18 protein-coding genes and 1 pseudogene are annotated in these 17,135 nt (G+C 51.0%); 12 read left to right on the top strand and 7 right to left on the bottom strand.

Annotated features, from left to right (window positions below):
- Positions 1-349, top strand: a pseudogene (locus tag F8I07_RS09175) (hypothetical protein); the annotation flags it as partial.
- A 64-nt stretch (positions 350-413) separates the two neighbouring features.
- Positions 414-1,802: a dynamin family protein gene (locus F8I07_RS09170; protein ID WP_292658687.1), complete on the top strand. Its 1,389-nt coding sequence runs from the start codon at positions 414-416 to the stop codon at positions 1,800-1,802.
- Here the strand turns inward: F8I07_RS09170 and smpB are convergent.
- The 4 genes from smpB to F8I07_RS09150 form a co-directional block, all read right to left on the bottom strand.
- Complete coding sequence (gene smpB, locus F8I07_RS09165) at positions 1,799-2,260, bottom strand: SsrA-binding protein SmpB (protein ID WP_292658685.1); 462 nt, start codon at positions 2,258-2,260, stop codon at positions 1,799-1,801. The two genes, F8I07_RS09170 and smpB, sit on opposite strands and share 4 nt — an antisense overlap.
- A 204-nt stretch (positions 2,261-2,464) precedes the next feature.
- Positions 2,465-3,235 (bottom strand): 4-(cytidine 5'-diphospho)-2-C-methyl-D-erythritol kinase, encoded by a 771-nt coding sequence (locus F8I07_RS09160; protein ID WP_292658682.1) that lies wholly within the window; start codon positions 3,233-3,235, stop codon positions 2,465-2,467.
- Complete coding sequence (gene truB / locus F8I07_RS09155) at positions 3,232-4,068, bottom strand: tRNA pseudouridine(55) synthase TruB (protein WP_292658680.1); 837 nt, start codon at positions 4,066-4,068, stop codon at positions 3,232-3,234. Before truB ends, F8I07_RS09160 begins: the two co-directional genes overlap by 4 nt.
- A 245-nt stretch (positions 4,069-4,313) precedes the next feature.
- Positions 4,314-6,371, bottom strand: coding sequence for an ATP-dependent helicase (locus F8I07_RS09150; protein ID WP_292658677.1), 2,058 nt, complete (start codon positions 6,369-6,371; stop codon positions 4,314-4,316).
- A 229-nt stretch (positions 6,372-6,600) separates the two neighbouring features.
- Between F8I07_RS09150 and F8I07_RS09145 the strand changes: the two genes are divergently transcribed.
- Complete coding sequence (locus tag F8I07_RS09145) at positions 6,601-7,503, top strand: LysR family transcriptional regulator (protein ID WP_292658674.1); 903 nt, start codon at positions 6,601-6,603, stop codon at positions 7,501-7,503.
- Between the two features lie 92 nt (positions 7,504-7,595).
- On the opposite strand, the gene F8I07_RS09140 is transcribed toward F8I07_RS09145, so the two are convergent.
- Both F8I07_RS09140 and nth read right to left on the bottom strand, forming a co-directional pair.
- Positions 7,596-8,009, bottom strand: coding sequence for a rhodanese-like domain-containing protein (locus F8I07_RS09140; protein ID WP_292658671.1), 414 nt, complete (start codon positions 8,007-8,009; stop codon positions 7,596-7,598).
- Positions 8,010-8,199: 190 nt separating this feature from the next.
- Positions 8,200-8,844: an endonuclease III gene (nth, locus tag F8I07_RS09135; RefSeq protein WP_292658691.1), complete on the bottom strand. Its 645-nt coding sequence runs from the start codon at positions 8,842-8,844 to the stop codon at positions 8,200-8,202.
- Positions 8,845-8,982: 138 nt separating this feature from the next.
- Between nth and F8I07_RS09130 the strand changes: the two genes are divergently transcribed.
- The 3 genes from F8I07_RS09130 (at position 8,983) to fbaA (ending at position 11,641) form a co-directional block, all read left to right on the top strand.
- A complete protein-coding gene (locus tag F8I07_RS09130) occupies positions 8,983-9,852 on the top strand; it encodes a peptidyl-prolyl cis-trans isomerase (protein WP_292658669.1) in 870 nt (289 codons plus the stop codon).
- A 79-nt stretch (positions 9,853-9,931) separates the two neighbouring features.
- The gene (locus F8I07_RS09125; RefSeq protein ID WP_292658667.1) at positions 9,932-10,531 is read left to right on the top strand and encodes a hypothetical protein; all 600 of its coding nucleotides are present in this window, start codon (positions 9,932-9,934) and stop codon (positions 10,529-10,531) included.
- A 30-nt stretch (positions 10,532-10,561) separates the two neighbouring features.
- Positions 10,562-11,641, top strand: coding sequence for a class II fructose-bisphosphate aldolase (fbaA, locus tag F8I07_RS09120; protein ID WP_292658664.1), 1,080 nt, complete (start codon positions 10,562-10,564; stop codon positions 11,639-11,641).
- A 122-nt stretch (positions 11,642-11,763) separates the two neighbouring features.
- Here the strand turns inward: fbaA and F8I07_RS09115 are convergent, their stop codons facing one another.
- Complete coding sequence (locus F8I07_RS09115) at positions 11,764-12,777, bottom strand: ribonucleotide-diphosphate reductase subunit beta (protein ID WP_292658688.1); 1,014 nt, start codon at positions 12,775-12,777, stop codon at positions 11,764-11,766.
- A gap of 123 nt (positions 12,778-12,900) precedes the next feature.
- On the opposite strand from F8I07_RS09115, the gene F8I07_RS09110 reads away from it, so the two are divergent.
- From F8I07_RS09110 to F8I07_RS09085, 6 genes are all read left to right on the top strand, one after another.
- Positions 12,901-13,641, top strand: coding sequence for a hypothetical protein (locus F8I07_RS09110; protein ID WP_292658661.1), 741 nt, complete (start codon positions 12,901-12,903; stop codon positions 13,639-13,641).
- Positions 13,631-13,798 (top strand): hypothetical protein, encoded by a 168-nt coding sequence (locus F8I07_RS09105; RefSeq protein WP_292658659.1) that lies wholly within the window; start codon positions 13,631-13,633, stop codon positions 13,796-13,798. The genes F8I07_RS09110 and F8I07_RS09105 overlap by 11 nt, the downstream gene beginning before the upstream one ends.
- A gap of 35 nt (positions 13,799-13,833) precedes the next feature.
- Positions 13,834-15,129 carry a histidinol dehydrogenase gene (gene hisD / locus F8I07_RS09100; protein ID WP_292658656.1) on the top strand — a complete coding sequence of 432 codons (1,296 nt, stop codon included), beginning with the start codon at positions 13,834-13,836 and terminating at the stop codon, positions 15,127-15,129.
- A gap of 42 nt (positions 15,130-15,171) precedes the next feature.
- Entirely contained in the window at positions 15,172-16,083 is a 912-nt protein-coding gene (locus tag F8I07_RS09095) for a glycosyltransferase family 2 protein (RefSeq protein WP_292658653.1), read from the top strand.
- 17 nt (positions 16,084-16,100) lie between these two features.
- On the top strand, positions 16,101-16,907 hold the full coding sequence (locus tag F8I07_RS09090) for a glycosyltransferase family 32 protein (RefSeq protein ID WP_292658651.1): 807 nt from the start codon (positions 16,101-16,103) through the stop codon (positions 16,905-16,907).
- A 12-nt stretch (positions 16,908-16,919) separates the two neighbouring features.
- The coding region (locus F8I07_RS09085; RefSeq protein ID WP_292658649.1) for a hypothetical protein at positions 16,920-17,135 on the top strand (216 nt) is incomplete at its 3' end.

The raw sequence follows: 17,135 nt of genomic DNA, 5'->3' as shown, positions 1-17,135 counted from the left end.
GGTTTTGATCGTCCAGGGGATGCTCCTGCCGGGTCTTTTGCTCTACGGGCTCAAGATCCCCATCGCCGCCTTTACTTTCTGGCTCTTCGGTGTCAGTCGCGAACAGCTTCTCTCTTTTGCCTGGTTCGCCTGGGCCTACGAGAAGATCCTGGCATTCCTCGCCTGGCTCAAATCCCGTGCGATCTATCGCAGGAGTATGGCAGCCGTCCATCGCCTCAAAGCCGATCTGGGTGGAATCTGGCAAAGGATTAAGGAGTTTCTCCCTGCCGGAGAGTCCGGTTTTATGCATCGCCTCAAAGCGCTCTACCGCAAAGTGCGGGATGAGCTGCGGCGCAACAGGATGCATTAAAGTCATTTTTAATTTTTGACTTTGGATAAGATACGGAAAACGAAGAAGGATTGGGAGTCTTGCCATGACCGCCAAAGAACGTTATAAAAAACTCGAAGAGTATCTCAGTGCCGAAAACCCCGTTTTGTTGGAGGTGATCCGGGAATATGAACGATTGGACAAGGTTGCACGAGGGCTGGGGATCCTGGAGGCGGAAGAGAGCTACACCGCCAAGATTTCCTGGTGGCCGCTGATCTCGATTTTGGGAACCTTTTCGGCAGGCAAATCGACCTTCATCAATACCTATCTGGGCATGCCGGTCCAGGCCAGCGGCAATCAGGCGGTGGATGACAAATTTACCGTGATTTGCTACGGGGCGGGGGATCGTCCCGTGACGCTGCCGGGGTTGGCACTGGATGCTGATCCCCGCTTTCCCTTCTACAATATCAGCCGGGAAGTGGAGCGTGTGGACGAGGGAGAGGGGAGCCGGGTCAACCTCTATCTCCAGCTCAAAACCGTTCCCTCCGAACGGATCAAAGGGAAGATCTTGATCGACTCTCCAGGTTTCGACGCCGACAGCCAGCGTAGCTCTATCCTGCGGATCAGCAGCCATATCGTGGAGATGTCGGATCTGGTCCTGATCTTTTTCGATGCCCGCCATCCCGAGCCCGGGGCCATGCGCGATACCCTGGAGCATCTGGTGGCGCAGACCGTGGAGCACCGGGACCGGGATAAGATTCTCTATATCCTCAATCAGATCGATACCACCGCCAGAGAGGATAATCTCGAAGATGTCATCGGTGCCTGGCAACGGGCTCTTTCCCAAAAAGGGCTGATCTCGGGCAACTTTTATGCGATTTACAACGAAGAGGCGATGCAACCCATCGACGATCCTGCGGTGGCCGAGCGGCTCAAGCGCAAACGTGACGAGGATTGGCGCCGGATTATGGAGAAGATGGAAGGAGTCAAAATCGAACGGGCCTACCGGATCACCAAGGCCCTGGAGGATTTTGCCCGTCAAATCTGGGAGAAAAAGCTTCCGAGACTTACAGAGGCGATCCAGCGATGGGGCCGTCGGGTGTTGTTGGCCGATATACTGCTTTTTCTCCTACTCGGAGGTTCATTGGCTGCGCTCTTTCTCCTGGGGATTCTGCCTGCCAATCCATTGACGCTGGGAGGGAGCATCGTTGCCGTTTTCTTGCTCCTGCTTTTTCTGCACTTCCGGATCAAAGCCTCGATCGCCCGATCCCTGGTGAAAAAGACCAAAGAGTCGGATCCTTTTTTAGCTCGGGCGATCGAAACCCAGACCCGGTGGTACCGCCCCATTCTCAGCGTCTGGTCCGGCGGATGGATCCGACGCACCGAAGAGAAACTCGAAGGAATCATCGAATACTCCCGGGCCGCCATTCGCCGCCTCAACGACCAATTCGTCAATCCTTACGGCAAAGAGAAAGAGAGCACGGGGTCCGATTAATAATCGCGATGTTTCATCGCCTGAGCCGCTTCCCGATCGAGAGTGCGGCGTTTGAGGGTTTCGCGTTTGTCGTGGAGTTTTTTCCCTTTGGCGAGGGCGATGGAGAGCTTGGCCCGGTTGCGTTCATTGAAGTAGAGCATCAGGGGGACGATGGTGAGGCCCTCTTTGTTGACTTTTCCGTAGAGTGAGTGAAGCTGCTTTTTGTGCAGCAGCAGCTTGCGGGGGGCCCGTTCTTCTCGGGCGAAGTGGCGGTTGGCGGTCTCCAGGTGGCCGATATGGGCGTTGAGGAGCCAGAGTTCCCCTTTGATGAATCGGCAGTAGGCATCGTTGAGATTGACCCGCCCCTGGCGCAGCGCCTTGACTTCGCTGCCCTGCAGCTCGATTCCCGCTTCGTACTTCTCCAAGATCTCGTATTCGTGTCTGGCTTTTTTGTTTTGGGCGATGATTTTGATGGCCATGGGTCCGCTTTCACTCTTTGGGGTTTGTGGCGGAATTATAGCAGGAGAGAGACGCCTTCGGCGTCGTAATCGGTCGATTGCTTATTGGGTTTTTTTCGTCGTTTGTCGTTTGTCGTTTGAATAGAAGCGTTGCGAAGCGGCGCATACCGAAATCATTCATCATTTATTATTCACCATTCACCATACGGAAGCAAAGCTTCCGTTTCAACTCCTCACTTTGAAAAAGCTGCTCCCGCTGCCGCTGAAGAACCAGCCGGGTGGGGCGTAGTCCCGGAGCCTGGAGCAGGCCAGCAGGGCGGCGGGGTAGAGGTCGTTGAGTTTTTTCGGATCGGCGATGCGCTCCAGGAGTTCGGCGGAGGGGATCCGTTCCCAGCCGAGGAAAGAGAGGGGATTGATGCCAGAGAGGAAACGTTCTTTGAAGACTTTGTAAACCGCCGCCGTGTCACAGGCGACGGGGGGTGTCTCGATCTTCAGTGGCAGCGGCTCCTCGTCGAAAGCTTCCACGATCTCTCCGAATCCCGAGACATTGGCACTGGGGTAGTCGTAGATGAAAAAGGGGATATCGGCTCCTATGGTTGAGCCGATTTGGGCCAGTTCGTCGGTGGAGAGCTTCAAATCGCAGACTTGCCTTGCCAGGCGCATAAAGGCTGCGGCGTCGGAGCTGCCGCCCCCCAGGCCGGCCTGGGTAGGAATGCGCTTCTCCACAATCACCTTGTGATGATAGAAAAACTCCAGGAGATCCAGATCCCCCGTGGCTTCGTTGAGGGCTTTCCAGGCGCGGTAGATGGTATTGGACTCCCTGGGGACACCTGGGCAGCCTTCGATGGTGAAAGTGTCGCACTCGCAGGGGACGAAACGGATCGTATCGTAGAGATCCGTCACCTGCATGAAACGGGAGAGAAGGGTATGGTAGCCCTCTTTGTGTCCGGTGATTTTGAGGAAGATATTGACTTTGGCGGGGGCGGCGACTTTCATCCTCCCCTCCCTTTATACTTCTCAATCCGATTGAGTCGGTACTTTATTTCACCCTCTTTGAACTCCAGGATACTGAAAAATTTGTCGGTCTCGACCACATAGAGCCCCTCTTCCTGCTTTTCGAAAAAACGGGGCTGGAGCTTTTTGCCCAGCTCCAGCCACTGAGGATCGCCGAAGTAGCGGTTTTTGGGCAGGGCCAGGTAGTCGAGAGGGTCGAGGGGCTCCTGCTCGCCGATCCGGAATTTCCCTTCCCGGAGGCGTCTGAGGCTGCTGAGGGTGCCGGGGAGGTTTAGGGCTTCGGCGATCATCACTCCCAGGCTGCGGATATAGGTGCCTTCGCTTACGGTGGCTTCGAAGGTGATGAAGGGGTGTCGGTAGTGAAGCAGCCTGAGTTCATGGATCGTCGAGCGGACCGTAGGCAGTTCGATGTCGCCTCCCCGGCGCATCACATCATAGGCCCGCTCCCCGGCAATCTTTTTGGCGCTGTATTTGGGAGGCAGATACTCCAGCTCCCCCTCCAGGGAGGCGAGGATCTCCCGGAGCTTTGCTTCTTCGACTTTGGGAACGTCGCGGATGCTTTGGATATTCTCGATATCGAGACTGGCCGACTCGGCTCCCAGCCAGAGGGTGGCCCGGTAGGTCTTGGGGGTTTTGGCCAGGTATTGGAAGAGTCTGGTGTACTGTCCCGTGGCGACGATGAGACAGCCGGTGGCGAAGGGATCCAGGGTTCCGGAGAAGCCCACCTTTTTGGTGCCGTATTGCCGCTTGATGACGTTCATGTAGCGGTTGGAGGAGACGAAGATGGGCTTGTCCACGACAAAGAGGAGATTCAATTGAATCTCCTCTTTGTCGAATGAGGAATGAGGAATGAGGAGTGAGGAACCGAAATGGAAGCTTTGCTTCCAAATGATGAATGATGAATGATGAATGATGAATGATTTCGGTCGGCATTGCATTGCAACGCTCCCAATAACCAATAACCAATAACCAATAACGGCGCCAAAGGCGCCTTCACTTGCGACTTGCGACTTGCGACTTGCGACTGCGTCGAAGGTGTCATCAATTCCTCACTCGAAGATCACGCCGGCTGGACGAAGGAGCTGAGGATCTCTTTTTTGGTGCCGCCGAAGTTGATGCGGAGTTTGTACTCCTTGCCCGATTTGGTGACGGCCTGGACGCGACCGATGCCGAAGATCTTGTGCTTGACCAGATCGCCTTTTTTGTATTCGGCACTTTTGCTGACTTTGAGGCTGGCGTTTTGGATCAGGCCCGCTTCGCCCAGGAAGCGGCTTTTCTCCAGCTGTTTACGGCGGCCTTTGTAGAAGCGGCTGTCGGAGTAGCAGAGGGTCAGGTCGGTCTTGGCCCTGGTGATGGCTACGTAGCCCAGGCGGCGCTCCTCCTCTATGTTGCAGCCATCGCCCAGCAGGGGGAAGAACTCCTCCTCCATCCCGATGACGAAAAGGTGCTCAAACTCCAGTCCCTTGGCAGCGTGGATGCTCATGATGGTGATGGCGTTGCCCTCAACCTGGTCCTGGTCACTTTGCAGAGAGATATCGTTGAGGAACTCATCCAGGCTCAGTTCTGGATTTTTCATGACCGAATCTCTGAGATAGCCGTAGAATTCGTCGATGTTGAGGATCCGCTCGAAGCCGTCCACCATGGCACCGTAGTAATCCTTGAGTCCGATCTTCTCCTCGAAAAAATCCACGAAGTTGTAGAGGGATTCCCGGCTCACCTGCTGAAGCTCGTGGATGGTCTCGACGAGCTCCTTAAGGGTTCCGGCAGCCTTTTTGCTGATGGCGGAGGCCAACTCCTTTTCGCTCAGGCTTTCAATGGTCTGATAGAGGGAAATCCGGCGGTCGTGGGCGGTGCGCATCAATTTGTCGATGGAGGTCTTGCCCAGGCCCCGTTTGGGTTTGTTGACGATCCGCAGGAAGGAGAAGTCGTCGTGGGGGTTGGCCAGGACCCGGAAATAGCTGATGATATCCTTGATCTCCGCCCGTTCATAAAAGCGTATACCGCCGATGAGTTTGAAGGGGAGATTTTCCCGGCTGAATCCCTCTTCCAGAGAGCGGGAGAGGGCGTTGATCCGGTAGAGGACGGCGATCTCCTCCGGATCGACGCCTTCATTCAGCAAATCGTGGATTTTCTGGGCGATATTGCGGGCCTCGTGGCTCTCATCCAGGGAGTGGAGCAGTTTGATCTCGGGCCCCTCGCCCCGGTGGCTGATGAGCTTTTTGCCCAGGCGCTTGCTGTTGTGCTCAATGAGGGCATTGGCCGCTTCGAGGATGGGTTGGGTAGAGCGGTAGTTGACCTCCAGCTTGACGATGCGGGTATTGTCGAAATGCTCATGGAACTCCAGGATATTGCGGATATTGGCTCCCCGCCATCCGTAGATGCTCTGATCGTCGTCACCGACGACGCAGAGGTTGTCATGCTCACTGCAGAGCAGGCGCAGGAGTTTGTACTGCAGCTCGTTGGTGTCCTGATATTCGTCGACCATGATGTATTGATAGCGCCGGCTGGTCTCCCGGCGCAGATCCTCGTTCTCCTCCAGGATCCGATGGGTGAGCATCAGCAGATCATCGAAATCCACCAGGTTGTTCTCTTCGATATTCTCCTGGTAGCGCTGATAGAGGAGTGCCGCCTTTTTGTAGTCGGGGAGTTCCGCTTTGGCGATCACCTCCTCGGGGGTCAGGAGGGTATTTTTGTATTTGGAGATCTCACTGGCCAGGAAGGAGAGGTTGAGGTCGATTTTGAGATCTTTGGCCAGGGATCGGACGAGGCGTTTCTTGTCGTCGCTGTCGATGATGACGAAGTTGTTGTCCCGTCCCAGGCGGTCGATATGGAACTTCAGGAAGAGGAGGCCGAATTTGTGGAAGGTACACAGCAGAGGGGGATAGGCGGCCCGGTCACCGATGAGACGGAGCGCCCGGTCCCGCATCTCCGAAGCGGCTTTGTTGGTGAAGGTGAGGGTCAGGGTATTGGCCGGATCGATCCCCACTTCTCCCAGCAGATAGGCCAGTCGGGTGGTGAGGGTCTTGGTCTTGCCGCTGCCCGCCCCGGCGAGGATCAGCAGCGGTCCGTCGATATGAGTCGCCGCTTCCCGTTGACTGTCGTTGAGTTCCTCTAACATAAATCGCGTCCTCTTCCTGAACAGTTTTGCTTTAAATTAGAAATATTATATCTTCTAAGGTTTAAACTATTCCGTCAGAGGAGAATGAGGTGAATCTATTCTATAGGTGATATTGTATGATAAATATGAAATTGATGTCTAAATAAGTTTGACTTATGCTTATATTCGTTAGAATGTTAAAATCTATTGAAGAACATTTACTTTCATGAAAGCGGGAGGCACAGGGGCGATGCTGAAGGATTTTACGAAACTCGAGACGTTTTTGACGGTGGTGCGGGAGCGGAGTTTCTCCCGAGCCTCAGCCAAACTGGGGATCTCCCAGCCGGCGGTGACTCAGCAGATCAAGTTTATCGAGGGGTACCTGGATACCAAGGTGATTGAACGCAAGAAAAACGGAATACGTCTTACCGGGGCGGGAGAAGAGCTTTACAAAGTTGCTGTACGGCTGGAGAAGTGCATCCACGAGGCCGAAGGGGATATCTTGCGGATCATCAACAAAAAGATCACCTTCAGATTGGGAACCTCCTTTACCATCGGTAACTATGTCATTCCCGGAGAGTGCCTCAATACCCTCAGTCAGGTGATTAACAACGATGTCAAACTGATCGTCGATGTGAGTAAAGAGATTGTTCAGGGAATTAAAGAGCACAAAATCGATCTGGGGCTGATCGAAGCTCATATCGCTGATGACGATTTGATCGTCCGGGAGTGGCGGGAGGATGAACTGGTGGTCTTCAGCAACGTGCCGATTCCCAAGGTTCTGCGCCCTGAAGATCTCTACGAGTTCAAATGGGTCTGCCGCGAAGAGGGAAGCCAGACCCGGATGGTGGTCCAGGAGGTCTTTGAAGAGCTGGGAGTCCGATGCCGGGATTTCAACGTCCTCTCCGATGTCTCCAATACGACGGCGGTCCTTCAGACAGTCAAAAAGAGTAAAAAAGACAGCGAACATCCCACAGTTTCGATCGTCTCCCATTACGCTATCGCCGATGATGTACAGGAGGGGACACTCTTTGAGGCACGAATTCAGGGCTATACGATGACGCGCAAGTTCTACATCGTCTATCACAAAGACAACAAGCACAACGCTTATGTCAACAATACGGTGGATTTCATTCTTTCAGGAAAGTGCTAAGTGCTAAGTGCTAAGTGCTAAGTGCTAAGTGCTAAGTGCTAAGTGCTAAAACCACTTGATAATTTTTTTTGGTAGGTACAATTTCTCATTTCTTATTCTTTATTCAGCCGTTTCACCGGCATGTTCAGCTCCCGCCATCCGTATTCGATCCCGCCTTTGAGCTCATAGACTTTTTCGTAGCCCAGTTTTTCGCTGAGCCATTGGCCGACGGCTTTGCTTCGGTTGGCGTGGGCGCAGTAGAGGATGAAGGGGCTCTTTTTGTCCTTGACGATCTGAGTGAACTTCTCCAGCCACTCCCGGACATGGGGGCGTCCCCGCTCGTCGAAGAACATCAGGAGATGCGCTCCTTTGATGATCCCGCGCTGCTGCCATTCGGCCGGGGTGCGGATGTCGATGACGGGGACGCCTCGAGCCTGCATCTTTTGCAGGGTTTTGGCATCGATAGATTGAAAACCGGCCTGTATCGTCCATGTCAAAACGACAAATAGAATGAGGGTCTTTTGCATCGGAAATCTCCTGTCGAAATTTTTCTCTGTTAGTTACTGATATTCAAGTTCATTGAGTCTCATTATGGGATGAGTCTTTCGAATTTTCCGATGGTTTTTTGGGGGATTTGAGGATCCAAAGCGCCGCGGTTAGGATCAGCAGCATCAGGCCGCCGTTGATATATTCTCCGATCATGGGTTCTTCTCCTTGTTATTTGGCTTTGAAACTCTCTTTGCTCTTGCAATACTCCGTCAGAAAACAACGATCACACTCCGGTTTGACCGCTTTGCAGATGTAGCGTCCGAAGAGCACCATCGCCTGGTGGAGACGGTGCAGGTCGGTTTTGAATTTGCGCACCAGGTCCCGTTCGGTCCCCTCGACGGTAGGAGCATTGCTGAGTCCCAGCCGGTGGGCGACTCGGAAGACATGGGTATCGACCGCCATGAGGTTGGCTCCGGTGTATTCGATGAGGACGACATGGGCGGTCTTCTGCCCCACACCGGGGAGCTTGACCAGCTCCTTCTCGTCCAGGGGGATCTCTCCGTGGTACTGCTCCATGACCATCCGGGCCATGGCGACCAGGTTTTTGGCCTTGTTGTTGAAGAAGGAACAGGTTTTGATGTACTCTTTGACCTCCTCCACATCGGCCCGGGCGAGGGAGGGGATATCGGGATACTTTTCAAAAAGAGCCGGAGTGATGAGGTTGACCCGTTTGTCGGTACACTGGGCCGAGAGCATGACCGAGACCAGCAGTTCATAGAGATTGCGGTAGTGCAGTTCGGTTACACTGTCGGGGTAGTGTTCAAGCAGCAGCTGTTTGATTGCTTCGATCTCTTTGCGTGTCGCCAGTTTGATTTTTTTTCTCTGAGCCACTTTGTATCGTCCTCGGGAATGGAATGTGTCGAATCTTAGCATAGAAATAGAATAGTTAATGATTGATTTAACCTGAGCGGATATACTTCAAGCAAAATTATCGATAAGTGAGGAAACACGATGAAAATGATGAAAAGAACCTTGGCTGTGACCGCTCTGTGCCTCGGAATGGGGAGTACATTGCTCTGTGCTTCCGATGTCGTAGCGACTGTCAACGGCCACCAGATCACCAAAGAGGATCTCAATGCCTTTTTGCAGCAAAGCATGCCCAATCAACCGATCACCTACGATATGCTCGACCCCAAGACCAAAAAGAAGGTGCTTGACGGATTGATCGAAACGGAAATCCTTTCGGAAGCCGCACAAAAGGCGGGGGTAGAGAAAGATCCTGAATTTCAGCGGATGTTGAAACTGGCCAAGCAGAAGCTGATGATCAATGCCTGGGCGAAACAGCAGTTTGACAAGATCATCGTCAGCGAGAGCGAAGCCAAAGAGTTCTATCAGAAACACGCCGACAAATTTGCAGTACCCGCCCGTGTCCATGCCCGGCATATCCTTGTCAAAGATGAAAAGAAAGCTCAGGAGATCATCGATCAGCTCAAAGGCCTCAAAGGTGAAGCATTGAAGCAGAAATTCATCGAACTGGCCAAAAAAGAATCTACCGGTCCCACCGGCTCCAAAGGGGGCGATCTGGGTTATTTCACCCCAAAGCAAATGGTACTGCCTTTTTCCAAAGCGGCTTTTGCCCTGCAGCCGGGTGAAATTACCCTCAAGCCGGTCAAGACTCAGTTTGGTTGGCACGTGATTTATGTCGAGGATAAAAAACCGGCCCAGACGATTCCTTTTGACAAGGTCAAAGACCGGGTTATCGCCACACTCAAACAGCAGCGTTTTGTGGAAAAGATGAAGCAGGAGACCGATCTCCTCAAAAAGAACGCCGATATCAAGATCGAAGGTGCAGAGTCCGGCAAAGAGAAATCTACCAAGTAATCGGTAAACTCAGCCGTTTTTCCACGGTTTGGGTTTACAATATTCCTATCATAATCAAGCAAAGAAAAGGATCCGAAGAATGAAACGTATCGCAGCGATCGCCCTGATGACTCTTTTTGTAGGAATGTCGGGACTCTCCGCCAAGGTTATTGCCACTGTCAACGGCTATGAGATTACCCAGAAAGAGGCTGATGCCTTCGTCAAACGTGTCACCCGGGGGCGGGCGAACTATTCGATGCTGAAAAAGAAGGACCGAAAGCGGGTGATCCAGGAGCTGGCCAAGCAGAAGCTCGTGACCCGAACGGCGGCCAAAGAGCTGAGCCGTAAAGAGAAGTTGGCTATTTGGACCGACTTCTATATCCGTAAGCATTACAAAGAGTTTCAGAAAAAAGCGCAAAAAGAGCTCACGGTCCCCGAGAAATATATGGCGGATGCCGAGCTGTGGATCCGCAAGAACGCTGTCAAAATCCCGGTCACCGATGAGGAGCTGAAGGCGGAATACAACAAACGTAAAAAACTCTTCAAAGATCCCAAAACCGGCAAGATTGTTCCCTTTGAAAAGGTCAAACCCCTCATCGCCGCCGAATTAAAAAAGATCAAATTTGTTCAGCAGCTGATGAAAAATGCCAAAATCGATTACAACCCTAAGCCGAAAACGGCAAAAACAAGCAAGAAATAGAAGAGATTTAGCCAAAGTTAGGAGAGAAGGATGAGTCAAAAGATTTCAGAGGTGGTAAAACCCGGTGTGGTGACGGGGGATGATCTGCAGAAGATTTTCGAGATTGCCAAAGCGCAGGAGTTTGCGCTCCCCGCGGTCAATGTGGTCGGAACCGATTCGGTCAACGCGGTTATGGAGGCGGCAGCAAAGGTCCACTCTCCCGTCATCGTGCAGTTCAGCAACGGCGGGGCTTCCTTCTATGCCGGCAAAGGGCTGAGCAACGAGGACGAGCGGGCAGCGATCCTGGGGGCCATCAGCGGCGCAAAACATGTCCACACCCTCGCAGAAGCCTACGGAATCCCGGTCATCCTCCACACTGACCATGCCGCTCGGAAGCTCCTGCCCTGGATCGACGGACTGCTGGAGGCGAGTGAAAAGCATTTCGAAGAGACAGGAAAACCGCTCTTCTCCTCTCATATGCTGGACCTCTCCGAAGAGCCGCTGGAGGAGAATCTGGCCACTTGCGAGAAGTATCTGGAGCGGATGAGCCGGATCGGGATGACTCTGGAGATCGAGCTGGGGATCACCGGCGGCGAAGAGGACGGGGTGGACAATACCAACGTGGACAATGCCGCCCTCTACACTCAGCCCGAAGAGGTCTGCGAAGCCTACGAGCGCCTCAGCGCCATCAGCGACCGTTTCACCATTGCCGCCAGTTTCGGGAACGTGCATGGTGTCTATAAGCCCGGCAACGTCCATCTGGAGCCCAAGATCCTGCGTAACTCCCAGGAGTACATTCAGAAAAAACATCACACCGGCCCCAAACCGGTGAGCTTCGTCTTTCACGGCGGCAGCGGTTCCAGCCCCGAAGAGATCAAAGAGGCGATCAGCTATGGGGTGGTGAAGATGAATATCGACACCGATACCCAGTGGGCCTTCTGGGACGGTGTACGGGGCTATGTGGCGAAGTATCACGACTATCTTCAGAGCCAGATCGGCAACCCCGAAGGGGAGGATAAGCCAAACAAGAAATACTACGATCCCCGTAAATGGCTGCGAGCCGGCGAAGAGTCGATGCGGGATCGGGTGGTTCTGGCTTTTGAGGAATTGAACTGTATCGATCGGTATTGAGAAAATCTTTCTCAATACCGAGTCATTGGTCACTGGTCATTAGTCATTGGGGTTGAATGTTTCCGTTTCTTCCAATGACCAATCACGAATGACTAATAAACCGAGAGGCCAAAAGCCTCTCGTTAAAAATCATCCAGATCGATGCTGGATTTGGCGTAGTTGCTGACGTTGCTCTCGAAGAAGTTGCTGCGTACATCGTTCATCCGCAAGTGTTTTTCTACCAGTTTCTGCAGATAGGTCTGAGGTGAATCTTTGTAGATAGGATCCAGGCCAATCTTTTTGAGCCGATCGTTGGCATAGTTGTAGACCGTCTGCTCCATCAGTTCCTCTGTAAGTCCCATAATGGGATAGTTTTCCAACAGATATTTCCCATACTCTAATTCGATATCCACCGCTTCGTTGATCATCTCATAGGCTTTGTCCACGATTCCGGCGGGAATTTTGTTCTCTTTGTAAATGGTCTTGAAGATGTTGGCAAAAAGGGGCAGGTGGGTGTTGATCTCGTCGCGGGCAATGAATTTGATCATGTCCCGGGCGCCGGGAACCTTGTCTCCCAGGACATAGATGTAGCTGAATCCCAGGAGGAAGTAGATCCCTTCCAGGTTGACACTGGCCATGGCGCTGAGCAGCATCTCTTCGGCGGAGTTCCCGTCAATATAGCGGGCAAACTGCTCGGCGATACGTTGATTTTTGCGGCTGAGGGCCATATCGTGCTTGTAGAGGTCGAAAACTTCCTCGGAGTTTCCGGCGGCATCCAGCAGCACGGCGTAACTCTTGGAGTGGTTGACCTCCTGCATGATCTGGAGGCTGATGGCGGCTTTGACCAGGCGGTTGTTGGCCAGGCGCCGGAAATCGGAGAGGTACTCCTCCTGGGCACTGTCGTTGAAGCTGAGCTGGGCGAAGGTGAGCTTGTAGATCGCCTGCTCGTTATCGGTGAGCATCTCGAAGTTTTTCTTTTCGCTGGCGGTGTTGACCTCGGAAGGGAACCAGGTGTTGGCGTTCATCAGGTCGTAGAGATTGACGCTCCACTTGTAGCGGGGCCGGTTGAAATCGACAAATCCCGTAGGATTGCCTCCATAGATTTTTTCATCCATGATCGGTTCGCCATGGGGATTGTAATAGTGTTCAGCTTTCATCAAGATCTTTCCTCATTTTTTGATTTTTTCTAAGTTATTTCGGAGAAATTGGGGTTATTATACGACAGAAAAATAAAAGAGCGAAGGGGCGCGCTACAGACCCCGGAGCGTGGGGAATTTCGGATGATCGACTCTTGGAATGTTCCGTCGCCGGTAGAGGAGATTTTGGTAGAAGGGCGACGATATTTTCTCAAAAGGGACGATCAAATCCACTCTGAGTTTTCCGGCAACAAAGCGAGGAAACTTCATTATTGGCTCCATCGGGATCTCCCGCAGATCCGCAAGCTGGTCTCCTACGGATCCCCCCAATCCAACGCCATGTACTCTCTCTCGGTTCTGGCTAGACTTCGCGGTTGGGAGTTCGAATATTTCGTCGATCACATCCCGGATTATCTGAAAGAGAATCCCCAGGGCAACTATCGGGCCGCCCTGGAGAACGGAATGATCTTCCGTGAGAAAAGAGAAATGGAAAATGAGAAATTCGGAGAGAAGGTGCTTTTCATCGAAGAGGGCGGTCGGCAGCCCGAGGCAGAGGAGGGGATCCGTATTCTGGGCGAGGAGATCATCAACTGGCAGCGGGAGCGGGGGGTTGCGAAGTTGACAGTCTTTCTCCCCTCAGGCACCGGAACCACAGCTCTCTACCTTCAAAAATCTTTTCGGTTCCTCACTCTTCACTCACGTCGTAACAGTCCCGTGTGTCGGAGGTACCGACTATCTGCGGGAGCAGTTCGCCATGCTCGAACCCGATTCGTCATTTTGGCCCCAGATCGTCGATCTTCCCAGGAAGTACCATTTCGGCAGGCTCTACCGGGAGTTTTACGAACTTTGGCTAGAATTGTATCGACAAACGGGTGTGGAGTTTGATCTGCTCTACGATCCCAAAGGATGGCTGACCCTGCTCGAACATCGGGACAAAATGCGAGGAGAGATCCTCTACCTCCACCAGGGCGGCCTCAAGGGAAACGAAAGCATGCTGCCGCGATATCGGCGGAAATATCCCATGTTGGATTTTGAATTTTGAATGATGAATTTTGAATGTTAAAAAGGTAGACACTGATGAAAATCTATTACAGCGGTGATGAAAATTTTTCGGCGGAGTTCGGAGAGCTTCTTAAACGGGGGGCGATGGACATCGACAAGGTGACAGAAGCGGTGACGACACTGCTGCGGGAGATCCGCCAGGAAGGCAATGCCGCGCTGCGCCGCCATATTGCCCGTTTCGATCGCTGGGAGCCTGCCGACGATGCGGCGCTGCAGGTGAATCCGGTTGAGATGGAGAAGGCCTACGAGGCGATTTCTCCCGAGCTTCGGGAGGCCCTGCACCTGGCCTATGACCGGATCAAGGCTTACCACGAAAAGCTGATGCCCCGCTCCTGGTTCGAGTATGAAAAAAACGGCTCCATGCTGGGGCAGCGGGTCACACCCGTGGACCGGGCGGGGCTCTATATCCCCGGCGGCAAGGCGGCCTATCCCAGCTCCCTGCTCATGAACGCTGTGCCGGCCATCGTCGCCGGAGTGGAGGAGATCGTAGTCTGTACGCCCACTCCGGACAACGAGATCAACCAACTGCTGCTGGCCGCCTGCCATCTCTGCGGGATCGACAAGGTCTACAAAGTCGGCGGCGCATCGGCCATCGGGGCCATGGCTTACGGCACCGAGACGATCCCCAAGGTGGACGTGATCACCGGGCCGGGCAACATCTTCGTCGCCACGGCTAAAAAGCTGGTCTATGGCGAGGTCAACATCGACATGATCGCCGGCCCCAGCGAGATCGGCATCCTGGCGGACGCCACGGCGCGTCCCGAGTGGCTGGCGATGGATCTGCTGAGCCAGGCGGAGCACGACGAGATGGCCAGCTCGATCCTCATCACCGACGATGCGGAGCTGGCCAACCGGGTCAACGATGAGGTGGAGAAGGCCCTGAAGACCCTGGAGCGCGAGGCCATCGCCCGCAAATCGATCGAAGAGCGGGGAGCGATCATCGTCGCCGCCGATATGGCTGAAGCGGTGGATCTGATGAACCGGATCGCTCCCGAACATCTGGAGGTGATGACCGCTTCGCCCATGGAGCTGCTGGGGAGCATCAAACACGCCGGCGCCATCTTCCTGGGCCGCTACACCCCCGAGCCCATCGGCGACTACATCGCCGGCCCCAACCATACCCTCCCCACCGGCGGGACGGCCAGGTTCTACTCCCCTCTGAGCGTGGAGCACTTCCTGAAGAAATCGTCGCTGATCATGATGAGTGAAGCGGGGATCGAGGAGTTGGGCGAAGCCTGTGCATTGCTGGCGCATACCGAGGGGCTTACCGCCCATGAGGCGAGTGTGAGAATTCGGCTGGAGGGTGAGTAAAATAGATAAAATGCGTCAAATTGGAAGAGCCATATAAGTAGTATGAGTTCGTCATTCAAAAAAAATAGGAGGGTAGGTATAATTATCCCTACTTATAACAGATGGCCCTATGTTTGTCAAGCTGTAGATTCAGTGTTGAAACAGGATTACAAAGAGGTTGAATGTATTGTCATAGATGATGGCTCAACTGACGATACAGATAAAATGCTCCGTCAAAAATATAAAGAGAGAATTACTATTCTACGACTGGAAAAGAATCGTGGACAGTCCTATGCAAGGAATTATGGTGTTGCAAATTGTGATTGTCAATGGATAAGTTTTCTTGATTCTGATGATTTACTTTTTGAAAATGCTGTCTCTTCACGCATTCGGACATTGGAAAAAACTGGATGCGATGTAGCTTATGGTCTGATCCTGGATGGAAAAAAAAGACATGACCTTGAAATACCTATCGGAGAGTTGTCAATTAAGAATTATCTGAGTCATACTTCCCTTTGTCATAACAATTCATTTTTGATAGGCCGTGATGATTTCCTGAATATCAACGGTTACAATACCTCCTTGTTTAATAAAGAAGATATAGAATTTATTATAAGAATGATTATAAAATATGATTGTTGTTACTGTGGTGAGACAATAGGGGAGAAAAGAAGCGTTGATAATAGGAGAGCAAGAAACAACCATGATCGAATCGTTCAGCAGGGCTTTGGATTTAGTGAGGCTGTTTTGAACTCAGGATTCTTTTCGGAAATCTCTCCATATTTTGATAGGAATTTTTTCATAAATATTGATCTACAGGAGTTACTGCGTTCTTTGTATAAAACTCGAAAATATAAAGAATATTGTGACCTATATGAAAAAGCATCTTCCGAAATGTCATTCAAAGAATTCCGCAGTTTAAGATTCAGAAAAAGATATTTTTTTTCGAGGATGCATAACTTTTTGTCAAATTAAATTGAAAATAGTAAAGTATGATAGAGAAAAATATTTTTCAAACATATCCCGATATATCCTCTTTGCCGGAAGAGATAAGAATCAATATTGATCAAATAAAATTACAGAATGTTGGATGGAATTACAGAATATTTGATGATGAAGATGTTAGAAAATATATAAGAAAATTTTATCCAGAATATTTAAAATATTATGACATGATTAATCCGAAGTATGGCCCTGCAAGAGCAGATTTTTTCAGATATCTTCTGATATATCGCGAAGGAGGAATTTATATTGACATCAAGAGTTCATTGAGAAAACCATTAGATATGGTGATTTTGGATGACGATGAGTTTATCCTTTCATATTGGCCAAATTTTGAGCCCATGACACATCCGGAATTGGACTGTAAAGGAGAATATCAGCAATGGTTTATTGTATCTAGAAGTAACCATCCATTTCTTAAATCTGTCATTAATAATATGGTTAAAAATATTAAAAATTATAATCCAATATTTGGTTCAGTAGGGAAAAAGGGTGTTTTGAGATTGACAGGTCCAGTTATGTATACATTGTCAATCCAACCTATACGGGAACTGCACAGTCATCGTATAGCTGATAGTTACAATGAGCTTGGGTTTACCTATTCTATATACGATGAATATAATATGTTTACTGGAAAACACAAAAAACTATTTGATAAACATTATAGTGATTTAAAGGAACCTATTGTGCATAATGATTTAAGTATTTTTGACAAATCATTTACATTGACATCTATTAAATACTTTAAAGAAAGTGCCTACAGAAGATTGAGGAGAATGATGCGTAATTGCAATTGAGTTATACTTCCAATGAATATAAATAATAACGATAATATCAAATATGCCAAAGTTGCTTATCTGTGTAATATAATTAGTGACATAGAAAAATCTTTAAAAGGTTTAAATTGGGCTATTACGGGCTCATTAAGTTATTTTATACAAACTGATGGCAAATATTTTAAAAGAAATCCAAATGATATAGATATTGTAGTTTTTGATAAAAAATTGGAAATCAATAATTCATGT

It is taken from the genome of Nitratifractor sp., assembly GCF_015487065.1.
Taxonomy (GTDB): Bacteria; Campylobacterota; Campylobacteria; order Campylobacterales; family Sulfurovaceae; genus Nitratifractor.
The sequence above is the reverse complement of the archived record's forward strand: the minus strand, read 5'-3'. Positions and strand labels throughout refer to the sequence as shown.

Excerpts from the sequence above, each read along its gene's own strand:
- F8I07_RS09115 (WP_292658688.1), bottom strand. The coding sequence starts at position 12,777 with ATGAAAGCTGAACACTATTACAATCCCCATGGCGAACCGATCATGGAT.
- F8I07_RS09170 (WP_292658687.1), top strand. The coding sequence starts at position 414 with ATGACCGCCAAAGAACGTTATAAAAAACTCGAAGAGTATCTCAGTGCC.
- smpB (WP_292658685.1), bottom strand. The coding sequence starts at position 2,260 with ATGGCCATCAAAATCATCGCCCAAAACAAAAAAGCCAGACACGAATAC.
- fbaA (WP_292658664.1), top strand. The coding sequence starts at position 10,562 with ATGAGTCAAAAGATTTCAGAGGTGGTAAAACCCGGTGTGGTGACGGGG.
- F8I07_RS09140 (WP_292658671.1), bottom strand. The coding sequence starts at position 8,009 with ATGCAAAAGACCCTCATTCTATTTGTCGTTTTGACATGGACGATACAG.
- F8I07_RS09125 (WP_292658667.1), top strand. The coding sequence starts at position 9,932 with ATGAAACGTATCGCAGCGATCGCCCTGATGACTCTTTTTGTAGGAATG.
- F8I07_RS09095 (WP_292658653.1), top strand. The coding sequence starts at position 15,172 with ATGAGTTCGTCATTCAAAAAAAATAGGAGGGTAGGTATAATTATCCCT.
- hisD (WP_292658656.1), top strand. The coding sequence starts at position 13,834 with ATGAAAATCTATTACAGCGGTGATGAAAATTTTTCGGCGGAGTTCGGA.
- F8I07_RS09145 (WP_292658674.1), top strand. The coding sequence starts at position 6,601 with ATGCTGAAGGATTTTACGAAACTCGAGACGTTTTTGACGGTGGTGCGG.
- F8I07_RS09160 (WP_292658682.1), bottom strand. The coding sequence starts at position 3,235 with ATGAAAGTCGCCGCCCCCGCCAAAGTCAATATCTTCCTCAAAATCACC.
- F8I07_RS09150 (WP_292658677.1), bottom strand. The coding sequence starts at position 6,371 with ATGTTAGAGGAACTCAACGACAGTCAACGGGAAGCGGCGACTCATATC.
- F8I07_RS09090 (WP_292658651.1), top strand. The coding sequence starts at position 16,101 with ATGATAGAGAAAAATATTTTTCAAACATATCCCGATATATCCTCTTTG.
- F8I07_RS09130 (WP_292658669.1), top strand. The coding sequence starts at position 8,983 with ATGAAAATGATGAAAAGAACCTTGGCTGTGACCGCTCTGTGCCTCGGA.
- F8I07_RS09110 (WP_292658661.1), top strand. The coding sequence starts at position 12,901 with ATGATCGACTCTTGGAATGTTCCGTCGCCGGTAGAGGAGATTTTGGTA.